The following is a 15433-nucleotide window of genomic DNA, read 5'->3' on the forward strand; positions in this document are numbered from 1 at the left end:
GTATTTTGTATAAAAGAAAAAGCCACCTGCAAGGTAAATCCTTGTAGATGGCTTGTTTAATTCTACATGTGGTGCGGGTTAGGAGACTCTAACTCCTGGCCTCTTCCATGGCAAGGAAGCGCTCTAACAACTGAGCTAAACCCGCGTATGTTTTTATTCTATCAAATTATTCCTTGCGCGTCAAGCATTTTTTTAAAAATCCTCTCGAAATCTCGCCAAAAATCCTGTATAATAAGGCTTATGGATAAAGTTTTTCGAAGGCGCAGATTAGTTTCGCTTATTGTCGCTGGAATTGTGGCAATTGCCGGGATTGTTTTTAACGAAAATTTCTACCAAAATAAAGTAAAGACCGAGCCTAATTCTGCCGCTTCGAAAGAAATTTCTTCAGTCAAAACAGACTTAGAAAGTCTCGAAGTTAAAGGTCGCGCACCCAAGACTGGCTATTCACGCAAGCAATTTGGCGACGGCTGGCAAAAAGACGCGAGCGGCTGCGACACACGCAATCGAATCTTAAAACGCGATCTAAAAAACACAACCGAAAACTCAAAGTGCCAAATCTTAACAGGTATCCTCAATGACCCCTACACCGGCCAAGAAATTCATTTTGAAAGAAATAAAAACGCAGCAGCGGTCCAAATCGACCACGTCGTGGCGCTCAGCGATGCCTGGCAAAAAGGCGCACAAAATCTGGAATTTTCGAGAAGAATTGAACTTGCCAACGACCCACTCAACCTTTTGGCCTCAGAAGGTGATGCCAACCAGAAAAAGGGAGACAGCGATGCCGCAACTTGGCTTCCGCCCAACAAGAATTTCCGTTGCCAATATGTTAAGCGACAAATTTCAGTTAAGAAAAAATATTCTCTCTGGGTGACCTTGTCGGAAAAATCCGCCCTATCATCCGTGCTGGAGACTTGCGCGTGATTCTTGGCATTGACGAAGTTGGCCGTGGCGCATGGGCTGGTCCGCTGGTGGTCGGTGCGTGCGTTTTGAACGGCGCAGAAATTGACGGCCTTACCGACAGCAAGGCTATAACTAAAAAACAAAGAGAAGTTCTGGCGAAAAAAATCAAAAATTCGCCCGCAATTGTTGCGCTGGGTGAAGTCTCCTCTGCCGAAATCGACCAAATTGGTCTCGCCAAAAGCCTACGACTCGCCACTCGCCGCGCTGTCGAAAAAATCCAAATCCAATGTCGAGAAAAAGACGTTAAATTCGACAAAATCATCATCGACGGGACTATCAATTTTCTCGCCAGCACCCCACTCGAAGCCCACACTTCAACGCTCAAAAAGGCGGATCTTCTGATTTCGAGCGTTTCAGCCGCAGCAATTTACGCCAAAGTTTATCGCGATAATCTAATGAGCGATCTCGCCAAAAATCCTGAATTTACTCATTATGGATTTGAAAATCACGCCGGCTACGGCACCGCCAAGCATCGCTCAGCGCTGATTAAGTACGGCGCGAGTTCTCAACATCGACAGAGTTTTAAGCCTGTGGCGGAAATTCCTAAACAATTTTCACCACCACAAGAGCAAAAACAACAAACCAAAATCACCACCAAGCAACTCGGCGATAAGGCGGAAGAAAAGGTCGCGGATTTTTTGCGCATGCAGGGCCACGAGATTTTAGCAAGAAATTGGCGCACTAAATTTTGCGAGATCGACATCGTTTCCAAATTGGGCCAAACTTATTATTTTACAGAAGTAAAATATCGCAAAAATGCGGATTTTGGCGGGGGCGAGGCGGCTATTTCCAAGAAAAAAATCGAGCAAATGCGCTTTTCTGCAGAATTATACGCCCATCAAAATTCAATAAAGAATGCCGAAATGCAACTTCTCGGCGCTATTGTTGAGGGGGACGGTTTTGAGATTCGAGATCTTTTTGAGATTTATTAGCACGTTTAGGTTCCGCAAAAACCCGCTCGACGATATAGAATACTAGAAAAACATCCAGATTGAAAATTAAACAGTACCAAATCCCTCCAGGAGAAATAAAAAGTAAAAGAATAAAAGCCAAAACGTCAAATACCGACAACGCCACAACAGCACACACCTCAAAAAATAAGAATTTAGACATTGCTCTCAGAGCGCTAAACTCAGATAATCTTTTAGTAATTGACAGCAAAGTTGCAATTACAGAAATAGCAAAAATATCAATTACTATAAATATAAACGCATACACGGGACTATCAAATCTAAATATAGCATCAATGGCAAGTATCATAATGATTAAATTATACCATAACCGCAATACTTTTTCAATCAAAAATCCACCCCTAGCGAGTGGATTTTATAAGATTAGGCTTCCGCTTTTTCTTCAGCAACTTCTTCTTTTACTTCTTCAGCCTTTGGCGCTTCAGGCAAAGTGTTTACAGCCTCACGATCAAACGCAACTGGTTTGAGGCGAGCAGATTTACCGCTTCGATTACGCAAGAATGAAAGGTAATTTCGGCGAACTTTACTTCGGCGAACGATTTCAATCTTTTCAACCAATGGGCTGTGAAGAAGGAAAGATTTTTCCACGCCAACACCGCTGGCGATTTTTCGAACGGTGATTCGAGCAGTGTGGGATTGTTTGCGATCTGTACGTATCACAACACCCTCGAAAATCTGGATTCGCTCTTTGTTACCTTCTTTAATTTTTTGGTGAACGCGAACAGTGTCGCCAGATTTTACGTCCAAAACTGCTGGCTTTTTCTGTGCGTCATTAACTTTTTTGATTAACTCAAAACTCATATTTACTCACTTTTAACTTTAATATTTACAATTCAAGGTTTATTATATCAAACTTTTGGAGAAAAGTAAAGGGCTAAATCACGCGATTAACTTCTTCTAAAGTCGTCTCGCCACGCAGTGCCATCACCACGCCCTGCTGAAGAAGCGTAAGCATTCCATCCTCGCGCGCTTGAGCCTCAATCGCTTCAGTTGAGATGATTCCGCGCTCTCCACGAAGAAAGGCCGCGATATTTTCATTAACCACCATTTGTTCCATTACTACTGCGCGCCCTTTGTAGCCAAAAGGACTTTCTTCACTCACCACAGGCTTCCAAAGAGTAAAATCACCAGAGATATCTTGCGGCAACTTATCTATTGAAACGCCAGCCATCACCTTTCTAACCCAAGATTTGGTTACTTCATCTGGCTGATAGGCTTGTTTATTATTGTCTAATTTTCGAACAAGTCTCTGCGCAATCAAAAGCCTAATCGCGCTTGAAAAAATCGGATTGTGGCCAATCATATCAATCATTCGAGAAAACGCGGCAGCAGTAGAGTTTGCGTGAAAACTTGATAGCACCAAGTGACCCGTAATAGAAGCCTGAATCGCCGTGCGCGCCGTATCCACGTCGCGGATCTCGCCAACCATCACTACATCTGGGTCAAGTCGAAGCACCGATCGCAAGCCATCCGCAAAAACCGCACCTTTAGTGGTATCAATCGGAATCTGTGAAATCCCGCCGATGCCGTATTCAATCGGGTCTTCAAGCGTGATTATTTTTTTATCCAAAGTATTGAGCGCGTTCAACATAGAATAAAGCGTCGTCGATTTACCAGATCCAGTTGGCCCAACCATCAGCACCATTCCACGCGGGTGCGAGATAACTTCATCAATTTCCGCCCTTTGCGCCGGATCGATGCCGAGAAGATCAAGTTGAAGCATGCTTTCGTCAAAGTTGAAAAGTCGAAGCACCGCGTCCATGCCGTACATCGTTGGGACGGTTTCGACACGCAAATTTAAGAGGTGAGAAGAACCATCTCGAAAAATATCTTTCTGGATATGCCCTGATTGAGACTTACTCGAAGCGATCGAAACGCCAGCGCGACTCGACAACTCACCCATAATCACGCGATAACGATCTCGAGAAAGTTCCGCCACAGGGTGAAGCGCGCCATCAACACGCATTCGAATCCGGATCGAATGTCGTTGGTTCTCGATATGGATGTCGCTCGCGCCAAGCCTATCCGCCTGATCGATTAGATAATCAAAAATCTTATCGCTCGCCACATTATTAAGCGTTTGGGAAACAGCCGCCAAAGTAACGCTATCGCCTTCTTTCGCGATCTCGATATCATCATAAATCACCTCTTTTGGCGGGTCGTAGCGCCGCATGATTTTCTTCCAGGCAAATTCGGAAATCAAATAAAATTCAATCGTCCCGCCAATATCAGCGTATTTTTTAGTTAATTTAGAGATAATATTGCGTGGTGTCTGAGAAGTGATCATAACTCGCCAAGGCACATGCGGCTCAACCGACCCAGTCTGAAGCCCCGCCAAAAATCCAGCATACATCTGCTCTTTAGTAAAAAGATCTTTTTGAAGTTGAAAAGTATCCTCAAAATCTCTCGTATCAAGATAATTCAGCCCCAAAATATCCGCTCGCTTGGCGGTCGCCTGCTCTTCCTGCTCGCGTCGACGCTGTTGAACTTCTTGCTCATTCATCATCACTATTTTACCACAAGCAATTTACTTTTTCAAATTTTTCTAGCGGGCCAAGAGACTCTTTTTTTCTCCTTCAAAATCTGTTAAAATATCAATAATGAAGAAAACTTTTCAAAAGCCCGCGCGCGAAATTGTTGTCCTTGCGCACAATATTCGCTCCACGCATAATGTTGGCGCGATTTTTCGCACCAGCGAGGGTTTTGGCATTTCTAAGATTATTTTTAGCGGATATACGCCCTTTCCTACCTTGCCAAATGAAGATTTTTCCAGGACTCAGCGCCTACCATTTATCGCTGAAAAACTAACTAAACAAATCGCCAAAACCGCCCTCGGCGCAGAAGATCTGGCCCCTTTCGAAGTATCGCATGATATTTTCGAAACGATTTCAGAGTTAAAATTACAAGGATTTACAGTGGTAGCGCTTGAGCAAAATGAGCGCTCAACTCCACTCAAAGATTTTAAGTCAACAGAAAAAATCGCCCTGCTTTTGGGCGAAGAAGTCCATGGCATCACGCCACAGTTGATACAAAAATGCGATCAAATCCTCGAAATTCCGATGTTCGGCCATAAAGAAAGCTTCAACGTCTCTGTCGCCGCAGGCATCGCGCTTTATAAAATCGCGTGTGAATAATTCCCCCTAAAAATCGAAGCAAGATTTTACGCTTCGATTTTATTTGTCGATAAAAATTCAACAATCTTTTCTTGATTCTCCGCCAAATTACTTAATGAATATTTTGTAAAATTCATCTCGCTAGACTTTATCATACGCCCGAGCTCAGAAAAACTCACAAGTCTGACTTGCTCAACCTCATCTTTAGAAATCGTCAAATCTTCAACTTCAAAATCAACCACAGCCATAAAAATCGCGGTAAATCGGCGACGATTTCCAGGATATTCGCCAAAAGTTTTACTCAAAAAAGTTACATTCTCGAGCCTCAAGCCGACCTCTTCTTCCGCCTCACGAATAACTGCTTCAACATAATTTTCACCAAAGTCAACATGACCCGCAGCACCAGTAATATCCCATTCCCCAGCGTAAGTTTTTTTTACTCAACGATCGCTGCTGGATCAAAATTTTACCATCTTTATTGATTAAAAATAAGCCGACCGTTCGGTAAATTTGACCAGTACTCTTATCAAATTTATCCTTATCAACCGAGTCAATGACCTCATCTTGCTCATTGACAATTGCTATAATTTCTGGCATAAATTAAACTTCGTCCTCTTCAAACTGAGAAAAACTCTCGAAAAACGCTCGTTTTTCTTCGAGCCATTTTTTATCTTGGCGCACAAGAAATCGCGCGTCTTCTTGATTGTGAAGTAAAACCTTGGTGGCTTCTTCGAGAAAAATCCCACCCTGCGAGCCTTTTAGAAGTACCGCCGATCCCTTTTCAAGGACTTTATGTGCAAAAGTCGCCGCTTCAATCGCCGTGCGGAAACTTCTAACCTGACAACCGTTGGCCCGAGCCGCCGGTGCCAAAAACTTCTCCGCTTCATCTCCAACAGTCAAAACCCAAGAAAGCATCGCACCGTTACACAGAGCGCCGAGTTTTTGATGCTCCTGCGCACTGGAAACGCCGAGTTCATTCATGCTGCCTAAAATCGCAATCCTGGATGGAACATTTAGACTGTAAAGTGCTCGAAGCGCCGCTTCAGCAGCCGCTGGACTAGAATTATATGTGTCATCTATCAACAGAGAATTTTCCACCCCGCGCAAGAAATTCATCCGACCAGGAACAGGTTGAATTTTACCAAGTCCCGATACGATCTCATCCGGAGAAAGCCCCATCTTTACCGCCACAGCCACAGCAGAAGTCACCGGCAAAAGCGAATGATCGCCAAAGACCTTAACCTTGGCTGGAAATTGCCCAAATTCTGGCGAGTTTACCTTTCCGACATAGCCATCAACCAGATTAAAATCATCAATTTCGAAGTTGTACTCCGCTGACACCAACGCACCATAAGTGCTAAAATTGGAATTCGTCAAATATTTAGAAAATTCCGCCGCCACGCTATCACGATTTATTAGAGCAATTTTAGAAAAATTAGCAGCAAAAAGTTCTTCCTGTGCCACCGCATCCAGCGACCCAAAAAACTCCATATGCTCAGGGCTTACCGCAGTAATCACAGCCAAATCAGGACTCAAATATTGCCCAAACTTCTCAATGTCTCCAGGTCTATCCGTACCAAGTTCTTGTATAATAATTTCTGGCTCAGTCGCGCTTTGCGCCCTGATTCTTTGTCTCGCCGCCTTAAAAACTTTGTGCCACTGCCAAAAATTCCTTGGATTTCCCGGAAAATCAATCCCCAAAATCGCCAAAGGGGCACTCAGATGCGTATTGTGATTGCCCTCGTGAAGTCGCACGCGATATTTTTCACTCAAAAGCGTAGCAATAGCCAACTTAGAGCTTGTCTTACCAACAGATCCAGCCACCACAATCAACTTAATGTCAGGGTGCTTGATGAGGTATTTTTTAACATATTTTTCGAGTCTTTTTGTGATTCTTTGCTTAAACATAATCTCCGATATTATAGCACAAAACGCTTGCGTTTCAAAATATAAAGAGATTTTAATTTCGAAATTCAAAATCTGTCACAAAAAAAAAAAAAAAAAAAAAAAATGAAAATCTCACGACCTAACAACAAACCGCGAGATTTTCTTTTTGCTGATGTGCGCCCACCCAGGGGCGTTTGTTTTTATTTTTTTAATTTTGTTTTGTATAAGTGCTATTTAGGAGATGAAAATATAACAATCGCCCTTGATTAGCACATCAACTTATATTTAAGAGTATAGCATAAGCATTTCACAGTGTCAACACTTTTTCTGAAAAAAGTTCAAAAATCTAATTTTAATCCATAAATGGACGATAATTTATGATTTGCGAGGATAATTCATCCGTCAAAAATGCCTTATCCCCGCCGATTTCTTCCCAGTTTTGAAATTCTGAAGGAATTTTGCCACCGCCCAAATCAAGAAACCTTCGCCAAGAGAAGTTTTCTCTAATATCACGCGAATCGAGCGGATTCACTCGAGAAAATTCCACCGCGCCACAATTAGGAATGTCGTATTTTTTATTTTCCCAAATCTTATCCCAATCTTCAGGCAATAATTTTTCAATATCGTAGCAAGCCGTCTGGATTAACTGTTTATGCGCAACAATCAAGACATTTTGACGAGAATTTTCACGCCATAATTTAGACTGAAAGGCTTTGAACCGATTGTAAACATCAAAAAGACTCTCACCGCCATCGTATCTGATATACCACGGATCGTCATTGGCAAGTTTAGCGGTCAGCGGAAAATGCGACCTCTGCTCCGCACGAGAAACAGCGCCATAGATACCCCAAATTCTCTCAGACAGTCTATCGTCAATCCGCCACTTAACTTGTTTTTGACCAGAAATCAAAACAGCAGTTTCACGCGTCCTAATGAATGGAGAAACATAATGCGCATCAAAAAATTCCAAATCGCCATAAATCTCTCGCAACTTCTTGCCAGCAATTCGAGCCTGCTCTCGACCTTTAGGACTTAGGCGCTGCTTCCAATCTGCGCGCGTGGAGAGAGCGTCTTCAATCGGCGATACTTCACCCCGCTTTTGTGCATTCTGCACTGTGTTGGCCTCACTCTCGCCATGACGCACCAAAACAAGCCTCAACGGATTAGCCACGCGTATCTCCTTGGTTTTGCCCACCTGTAAACATAACCGCATTATATCATAATCCTGCCATATTTTCAACAACTTGATTTTTTATCCAAAGAGTGTAAAATAGTTTTATGAATGAATTTTCCACTTCCTTAAAGCACGGATTTTTGACAGATAAGAATGGATTGAAGACTTCTTTTTATATTTCCAAAAAAGACAATAAGCCGCTCGCCGTTTTGATACACGGTTTTGGCGGAAATGCTTACGGAATGAGTTTTTTGGGGCGAGAATTGGCGCGAGATTTCAGGATTCTGCTTCTCGAAATGCCCAATCACGGTAAAAGCGATTTTCTATCAATAAAAAAAGCGGAAGATTTAAGAAACTGGAACAGAGAAATAATGGAGAAGATAGAGCAACGATTTGGGGCAATCTCTCTGATCGTGTGCCATTCAATGGGATGCTTTTCTCCTTCAAAAGACTTTTCCGAAAGAATCCCAACCGCACTCATCAATCCAGTTTTTCAGACCCCATCAAAGGCAATTCTGGGCGTGAAAATAAATTCTATATCAGCAATCGGGGCCTTAACCAATCTACCGATATTTTCACCAATTAAAGCGCTATTCTTGATTAAAATTTGGCGCGCTCAATCTGTTAAAAATGTGTTCGAAAACATGATTTTTAGTTTTGCTTCACCATTAAAATTTGCCCGACAAGCCAAAATGGCTCAGATTCCGCTGAGCGAGCCGTTCTTTTCTGGCGAATATTCTGCCGTCTCAATGATTTTCCACGGGAGCCGCGACAAATTAACATTGCCTCTCTCCAAGCAGAATAAAGCAAAATACTTCCCGCAAACCAAAATTATCAGCCTCGACACAGGACATTTAGCCCCAATAGAGATACCAGAAATTATCGCACGAGAAATCCGAGACAATCTCAAAACTCATCAATAGAATCAATTAAAATCGCCCTTGTCTTATATTTGACAAAAGGCGATTTTATTTTATAAATTTTTCTCTATTTCTTGAAGAGAATTTTCGAGACGCTTGATACTCTCATCTCGGCCAATAACCGCCAAAGTATCATTAAGCGCTGGCGAGAATGGCGCCCAAGTCAAACAAATCCGCACAATCTGGAATAAAATCCCTGGCTTTTGACTCAATTCTTCAAGCAGATGATTGAGGGATTTTTGGAGATTTTCTGCCGTCCAATCATCGGCTGAAATCGCTTGGAAATTTTCAATAACAGATGACAGAATATCCACAATCTGCGATTTTTCAATTTTTTTAAGTTGCTTATTACCTGAGATCATCTCAAGATTTGGCTTCTGCTCGGTGAAAAAATACTCACTCGCAGCCGGCAAGTCACGAAGAGTTTTAAGCCTGTCAAACACAAGACTGAGAACTTTCTTCCTGAAATCTTCTGTCGACTTCATGGCTTCTTGACCCCAAAATTCTCTAACTCGCTCAAACAAATCATCCAATGAGATCTTTCGAATCCACTGCCCATTAAGCCATAAAAGTCGCTGTTCGTCAAATCTTGCTCCAGATTTCTGCACACGATCGAGCGAGAATTTTTCTACCAAGTCGTCAAGCGAGAAAATCTCCTCTTCAGTTCCATCATTCCAACCAAGTTGCGCCAAGAAATTAAGCATTGCTTCGGGCAAGATTCCTTCATCACGATACTCACTCACACTTTTAGCTCCGTCTCTTTTGCCAAGTTTTTTGTTGCCTGCAGGCGCAAGAATATGCGGAACATGCGCAAGAACCGGTGGAGTGATCTCAAGCGCTTCATAAAGAGAGAGATACTTAGGCGTAGATGCAACATACTCCGACCCGCGGATAACGTGCGTAACCCTCATCTCGAAGTCATCAATAATATGAGCGAAGTTATAAGTTGGCAGACCATCCGCCTTAATCAAGATAAAGTCATCCAAAGCCTCCGGACCAGCAGAAAGTTCGCCCATAACGGCGTCACGCCAAGTGTAGCGCTTAATTTCTGGCGTTTTAAACCTAAGAGGCATTCCGAGTTGCCACTGAGGTGGATTTTCTGGGCGATGATCACGAAACAGAAAGGCGCGCTTATCCGCCTTAGCCTGATTGCGAAATTCTTCAACTTCCTCTGGAGAATATGGATCAGCGTAGGCCAAACCTTTTTCTATCAATTTTTGAGCCCATTTAAGATAAATTTCACGACGCTCAGTCTGATGATAAGGACCAAATTCTCCGTTCTCAAGAGAATTTTCACCCAAAATCGGACCCTCATCCCAGTCAAGCCTGAGCCATTTTAGAGTTTCTAGAACCAAATCCTCGGCGCCTTCAACAAATCTCGCTTGATCTGTGTCTTCAATTCTAAGGATAAAATCACCACCAGTCTGCTTGGCGATAAGATATGGGTAAAGTGCGCTCCTAACATTCCCAACATGGATGTAGCCCGTTGGGCTTGGCGCAAATCGAGTTCTTGCTTTCATTTCTTAATTTTAGCAAATTTCGAAGAAAATTTCAATCTTGGGACAAAGGTTTTACCAACCTCCACCTCCACCACCGCCAGCGCCGCCGCCAGAAAATCCTCCGCCGCCACCGCTTGAACTCGAAATCGAAGAAGAGTAACTATTAACAGTCGAAGAAATTGAGTTGATTGAACTGGCTATATTTCCGATATAAAATCCATTCATCGCGCCAATCCAAACTGGAGAGTAGTTCTCAGTGGCAAACTCTTTCTCAAGAAATTTAGACCAAGATTTTTCAAGCCCGAAGAGCGCAGCCCAAGGTAATAATTTTTCATACAGTTTAACACGAGAGCCGCCAAATTCTTCCTTAAATCTCTCAGAATTCTCAAAACTCTGATTAAATTTTAGTCGCTCCACCTCGCTCAATCTTATATACATTTTAAGTCCCTTGAGATAGTTTTCCATCTCAAAACCGAGTTTTGACTTCTGCTTAGAATTTATAACTATTTGGCCGAGAGTCGACATCGTAAAACAAACAATTGCGAAAAGTATAAAAACGGAAGCATTAATGATGTGTTCGAACATTAGGCCAGTAAAAAACGCCACAAAACTCAGCACCATAAATCCTGAGAACGCTCCCATAAAAATCTTAAATGGCTTTTCTTTGGCTATCTTGGCATAATATTTGGTGCTGTAAAATCCAGCATTCTCGACAGCGCTCTGAATTTGCAGAGCCCTACCTTGCGACAATTTTGAAATGTCGGCCGTCTCGCTTCCGCCAATGAAAATCTTGTTCAAAAGAGAAAGTATATCTCTATTGAGATTATCTTCATTCAACTTCTCAAAAGTCAAAACCCTACGGCCAAAAACACCTTTCTTCTCATTTTCAACAATTTTAAGATTGCCATTAACAGCCAAGAAAAGGATCGCTGCGGTGAGCTTTTTGGAAGATTTCATCAAATTACCCGCATCGAGAATGTCAATTTCTTCAATTTTTGGCGGCAGATATTGAGGCGCGACAGATTTATTTATTCTATTTTCACGGCTCTTTTTTATTCGCCAGATAATTGATGCAATCAATACGGCCAATAGACCTACAACCAAAGCAACCGCTAAAACTACAATCATCGATTCAATAAAATCCCATGTAGACAGTGTTGGTTGAGGGAATGCCCCGTCTTTGAAATTGACAGAAAAAGTTAAATTCTGACCAGCCAAAAGATTAAATTGATTAAAAACAAACTGATTATCAGATATCTTGTTTGAGGTTAAGCACTTTTCAGTCGACCCTTCGCGACCTTGATAACAATCAAACCCATCAGCCAAAAAACTTTTAGCAGAATCATCAACCGTAAGTTTAGCCTGAACCGACACGAATGGCTGTTTCCACTGAGCACCATTAGTATTCAAGATCAATTTATTTGAATTTTTTGCAAAAACATTGTATAGTTTATATTTTAAAGTATATTCCTGTGGTCCAGGAGCAACATAAATATCTGGATTTCCAATTCTGAAAACACTATAATCACCCTCTCGACGATTCAACTCAATCCGCTCGGGCTTACCATTTCGAAACGCTTCAACTTGATTATCAAAGATTATCCGACCATCAAATTTACGCGGAATAGCCCGCTCGATACCTCGATTGACATTTTCATATTGAAAAATCGCCGTTAAATTCTCTGTAACCTCCAGATAAGAGTTACCCTTATCGTCACGCTTAAGCACATAATCGCCATCAAACTTAGAAAAAATAAAATCATTCACGCGAGGATCGGCTTGCTCCTTCGAGCGACGCGCATGAGCCGAAAGCGGCAGAAAAACAACCGACAAGATCAAGAAAAGAGCGAAAGCATTCGCCCAACTCTTCTTCGAAAATATTTTATTTAGTAATTTCATTGTCGCACACTCCCGCATTCTTGAAGCTTATCAAATTTTCCGTCGAAATTTTCACCATATTCTTAACCGCTACATCAGTATTGAATGCAATATGCGGCGTCATAATCACATTGGGCAAATTCTTGAGATCTCGAAATATCGCATCCTGAATCACCTGACCGCTCATATCTTTTTTGAGCCACTGCTTCTCAAATTCGTAGACATCAAGTCCAGCCGCCGCAATTTTGCCAGAAACAAGCCCATCTCGGAGCGCACTCGAGTCGATATGACCACCGCGACCAGTGTTAATAATCACTACGCCGTCTTTCATTTGGGCGATGGTTTGGTCGTTGATGAAGTGATAATTATCGTCAGTCAAGGGCGCGTGAATCGAAATTACATCACTTCTGGAGAAGAGTTCTTCGAGAGAAACATACTCAACAATCTCCCTTGCTTCATCATTCTCGAATAGATCATACGCAATCACTCGTGCACCAAAAGCCTTAAAAACTCGTGCCGCCGCCCGACCAATATTGCCAGTGCCGACGATTCCGATTGTCATCGTGTTGATTTCGCGTCCCAACAGTCCCCCAACAGAGAAGTCCTGAACGCGTGAGCGCCTGAGAGCAAGAGGCAATTTGCGCACAACAGATAGTGTCAGCGCCACGGCAAATTCCGCAATCGCAGACGGAGAATATCGTGGCACATTAGCAACCTTTACGCCGTGTTCTTTGGCCAATTCCAAATCTAATCCGTCGTAGCCACAAGTCCTCACGGTTAAAAATCCAATGCCCAACTCTTTTAATATTGGCCAAGCGTCATTAACTTCGGGCGAAGAAGTGTAAACGCTAACCGCATCAAAGCCCTCTGCCAGATGCGCCGTCTCAGCCGTTAGTTCTTTTTCTGTTGTGGCGTAAGTTATATCAAAATCCGCCGCAAATTTTTCAAAATATGGCAATTCATCTTTTCGAACACTAAAAGCAATAATTTTCATAATTATATTTTAACTGATTTTAGCCGAAAATTCAAGGCGATTATGTTTATTCTATAAAAACAACACCGCCCGAAAGTTAGTTCGAGCAGTATTTTTTATTTCGAAAGTTGGTCGATCTTCTTCGAAATTTCTTGGTCGATTTTGAGTTCCTGCTGAAGTTTTTTCTTCAAAATTTCATTATCGTGGTTGATGTCACAGATTTCTATCAGCATCTCTGAAATCTCTGAGTGAAGTTTTTGCGTCCGGCGTGCATTTCTTTCAAGTTCCGCCTCAGTTAATACCGCCATCACCAGAGCAATCGAGCCAGTCAGAAGCACAACTATATCAATAATTGTGTTATGAAGATTTTTCTCGCTAAAAATCATCAAAGCAGTGGCAGAAATGGTTAAAATCGCCACAGCGGTGAGTAAATTTCTAACTAATTTCTTTGTAAGAATCATACAAAATACCTAAAACTTCAAATCTGGATAAATCTCACGGGTCGTGGCGGAAACCTCATGCTTGAGTTGCGGGAAAGGCACGCCCTCGCGCGCAGTCACACCTTCAAAAATCCAGAAAACACGCTCACTATAGCCCATTCCGCAGGCTGGTGGCATGCCGTATTCGAGCATTTCGACAAAATCAATATCGAGCATCATCGCCTCATCATCACCTGCGTCGCGCATATTTTGCTGCTCGACAAAGCGATTCAATTGGTCGATCGGGTCATTCAACTCACTAAACAAATTACAGAGCTCAGATCCCGCGATCACAACTTGCGCACGCTGCGTCATTTCTGGGCGGTCGGTGTGAGTTTTAGCTAGTGGCGAAATAAACGTCGGCGTGTTGATAAGCCAAATCGGCCCTGCCACATCTTTTCGAATATTCTTCCACAATTTGTCGATTCCGCGAGATTTATTGTCGGATTTTTCAACTTCGAGATTGTTGGCTTTAAGCGCCGCCTGAACTTCTTCGAGCGAGCAAGTGTAAGGATTCAAGCCGTAGCGCTTTTCGATCGTCTCGGCGTAGTCCCATTCTTCCCACTTTTTGGAAAGGTCAACATCAAACTCTCCCAAGCGGAACTGAAGAGTACCAAAAGTTTCGCTCAAAACATACTTGAACATTTCTTCTTGAAAAGCCATCCCGTCGCGCCAGTCCCAGTAAGCAGCGTACCATTCCATCGCGATATGCTCTGGCAAATGCTCGTCCGAGTAATTCTCATTTCGAAAACGTGGACCGAGGTCATAAACTTTTTCGAAGCCAGCACCGAGGAGCCGTTTGAGCGGCAATTCGTGCGAAATTCGAAGGTAAAATTGCGCATCGTCAAGCGCATCCATATGCGTTACAAACGGATTGGCATCGGCGCCACCAGTGGTATGCTCGAGCACGGGAATGTTAATTTCGAAAAATCCACGCTGATTCAAAAAATCACGCGTCGCCTGCCAAAACTTGGAGCGACGAACAAAACGGTCGCGAACTTCCAGATTGGCATTCATATCAACATATCGACGGCGGAAGCGCTCATCTTTATTAGTAAATCCATCCTGCTCTGTTGGCATTGGTCGAAGCGACTTCGAAAGAAGTTTGAGTTCACTCGTCGCCACGGAAATTTCGCCAGTTTTTGAACGAATCACTTCGCCCGTCGCCTGAACAAAATCGCCCGCGTCCAGCAAATTCAAATTTTTAATGCCGAGAAGATTCCCCTCAACAGAAGTTTCCGCCAAACTTTGCGCCGTGATGAAAAGCTGAATCTTGCCCGAAAAATCTCGAAGCACGATAAAAGCCAATTTACCAAACTTGCGGATACCAGCAATTCGCCCCGCAACAGATACGGTTTGCCCTTCCATTTTTTCGAAATTATCAATAATCTCGCCCGCCATCGCCGTGCGGTGAGTTTCGGCTGGGAATGGATTAAGCCCCAGCGCTTGGATTTCTTCTAATTTTCTGAGTCGCTCATCGCGTAATTCTTTCATTGTAGCCATAATTATTTCAATTTTAGCACATTTTGGAGAAAATTTCCAGAAAAACTTGCTTTTTAATTCAAAATATGTTAAAATA

The 15433-nt window shown here is 42.7% G+C and carries 14 protein-coding genes, 1 tRNA gene and 2 pseudogenes; 4 read left to right on the forward strand and 13 right to left on the reverse strand.

Annotated features, from left to right (window positions below; translation table 11 throughout):
• Nucleotides 1–69 precede the first annotated feature (69 nt).
• Nucleotides 70–145: transfer RNA gene (locus tag Q4A21_02280), tRNA-Gly, on the reverse strand.
• Nucleotides 146–300: 155 nt separating this feature from the next.
• On the opposite strand from Q4A21_02280, the pseudogene Q4A21_02285 reads away from it, so the two are divergent.
• Together Q4A21_02285 and Q4A21_02290 are read left to right on the forward strand one after the other, a co-directional pair.
• Nucleotides 301–915, forward strand: a pseudogene (locus Q4A21_02285) (HNH endonuclease family protein).
• 2 nt (nucleotides 916–917) lie between these two features.
• Nucleotides 918–1892 carry a ribonuclease HII gene (locus tag Q4A21_02290; protein ID MDO4902365.1) on the forward strand — a complete coding sequence of 325 codons (975 nt, stop codon included), beginning with the start codon at nucleotides 918–920 and terminating at the stop codon, nucleotides 1890–1892.
• Here Q4A21_02290 and Q4A21_02295 read toward each other — a convergent pair.
• The 3 genes and pseudogenes from Q4A21_02295 to Q4A21_02305 all read right to left on the reverse strand — a co-directional run bounded on the left by Q4A21_02295 (nucleotide 1840) and on the right by Q4A21_02305 (nucleotide 4434).
• Nucleotides 1840–2262, reverse strand: a complete 423-nt coding sequence (locus tag Q4A21_02295; protein MDO4902366.1) for a hypothetical protein — start codon at nucleotides 2260–2262, stop codon at nucleotides 1840–1842. The two genes, Q4A21_02290 and Q4A21_02295, sit on opposite strands and share 53 nt — an antisense overlap.
• 131 nt (nucleotides 2263–2393) lie before the next feature.
• Nucleotides 2394–2732, reverse strand: a pseudogene (gene rplS, locus Q4A21_02300) (50S ribosomal protein L19).
• Nucleotides 2733–2805: 73 nt separating this feature from the next.
• Nucleotides 2806–4434, reverse strand: coding sequence for a GspE/PulE family protein (locus tag Q4A21_02305; GenBank protein MDO4902367.1), 1629 nt, complete (start codon nucleotides 4432–4434; stop codon nucleotides 2806–2808).
• A 97-nt stretch (nucleotides 4435–4531) separates the two neighbouring features.
• Between Q4A21_02305 and Q4A21_02310 the strand changes: the two genes are divergently transcribed.
• Nucleotides 4532–5065: a TrmH family RNA methyltransferase gene (locus tag Q4A21_02310; protein MDO4902368.1), complete on the forward strand. Its 534-nt coding sequence runs from the start codon at nucleotides 4532–4534 to the stop codon at nucleotides 5063–5065.
• 26 nt (nucleotides 5066–5091) lie between these two features.
• Here Q4A21_02310 and Q4A21_02315 read toward each other — a convergent pair whose 3' ends face one another.
• From Q4A21_02315 to Q4A21_02330, 4 genes are all read right to left on the reverse strand, one after another.
• Nucleotides 5092–5454, reverse strand: a complete 363-nt coding sequence (locus tag Q4A21_02315; protein MDO4902369.1) for an NUDIX hydrolase — start codon at nucleotides 5452–5454, stop codon at nucleotides 5092–5094.
• Nucleotides 5429–5641: a hypothetical protein gene (locus tag Q4A21_02320; GenBank protein MDO4902370.1), complete on the reverse strand. Its 213-nt coding sequence runs from the start codon at nucleotides 5639–5641 to the stop codon at nucleotides 5429–5431. Before Q4A21_02320 ends, Q4A21_02315 begins: the two co-directional genes overlap by 26 nt.
• A gap of 3 nt (nucleotides 5642–5644) precedes the next feature.
• Nucleotides 5645–6952, reverse strand: coding sequence for a UDP-N-acetylmuramoyl-tripeptide--D-alanyl-D-alanine ligase (murF, locus tag Q4A21_02325; protein MDO4902371.1), 1308 nt, complete (start codon nucleotides 6950–6952; stop codon nucleotides 5645–5647).
• Nucleotides 6953–7283: 331 nt separating this feature from the next.
• Entirely contained in the window at nucleotides 7284–8102 is an 819-nt protein-coding gene (locus Q4A21_02330) for a histidine phosphatase family protein (protein ID MDO4902372.1), read from the reverse strand.
• A gap of 107 nt (nucleotides 8103–8209) precedes the next feature.
• Here Q4A21_02330 and Q4A21_02335 point away from each other — a divergent pair, with 107 nt between their 5' ends.
• Nucleotides 8210–9028 (forward strand): alpha/beta hydrolase, encoded by an 819-nt coding sequence (locus tag Q4A21_02335; protein MDO4902373.1) that lies wholly within the window; start codon nucleotides 8210–8212, stop codon nucleotides 9026–9028.
• A gap of 50 nt (nucleotides 9029–9078) precedes the next feature.
• Here the strand turns inward: Q4A21_02335 and gltX are convergent, their stop codons facing one another.
• From gltX to Q4A21_02360, 5 genes are all read right to left on the reverse strand, one after another.
• Complete coding sequence (gltX, locus tag Q4A21_02340; protein MDO4902374.1) at nucleotides 9079–10545, reverse strand: glutamate--tRNA ligase; 1467 nt, start codon at nucleotides 10543–10545, stop codon at nucleotides 9079–9081.
• 51 nt (nucleotides 10546–10596) lie between these two features.
• The gene (locus Q4A21_02345; GenBank protein MDO4902375.1) at nucleotides 10597–12423 is read right to left on the reverse strand and encodes a DUF2207 domain-containing protein; all 1827 of its coding nucleotides are present in this window, start codon (nucleotides 12421–12423) and stop codon (nucleotides 10597–10599) included.
• Complete coding sequence (locus Q4A21_02350) at nucleotides 12407–13396, reverse strand: NAD(P)-dependent oxidoreductase (protein ID MDO4902376.1); 990 nt, start codon at nucleotides 13394–13396, stop codon at nucleotides 12407–12409. The genes Q4A21_02345 and Q4A21_02350 overlap by 17 nt, the downstream gene beginning before the upstream one ends.
• Nucleotides 13397–13491: 95 nt before the next feature.
• On the reverse strand, nucleotides 13492–13836 hold the full coding sequence (locus Q4A21_02355) for a hypothetical protein (protein MDO4902377.1): 345 nt from the start codon (nucleotides 13834–13836) through the stop codon (nucleotides 13492–13494).
• Nucleotides 13837–13845: 9 nt separating this feature from the next.
• The gene (locus Q4A21_02360; GenBank protein ID MDO4902378.1) at nucleotides 13846–15357 is read right to left on the reverse strand and encodes an amino acid--tRNA ligase-related protein; all 1512 of its coding nucleotides are present in this window, start codon (nucleotides 15355–15357) and stop codon (nucleotides 13846–13848) included.
• Nucleotides 15358–15433: the final 76 nt, after the last annotated feature.

The sequence above is a fragment of the bacterium genome, from assembly GCA_030530825.1.
Taxonomy (GTDB): domain Bacteria; phylum Patescibacteriota; class Saccharimonadia; order Saccharimonadales; family Saccharimonadaceae; genus Nanogingivalis.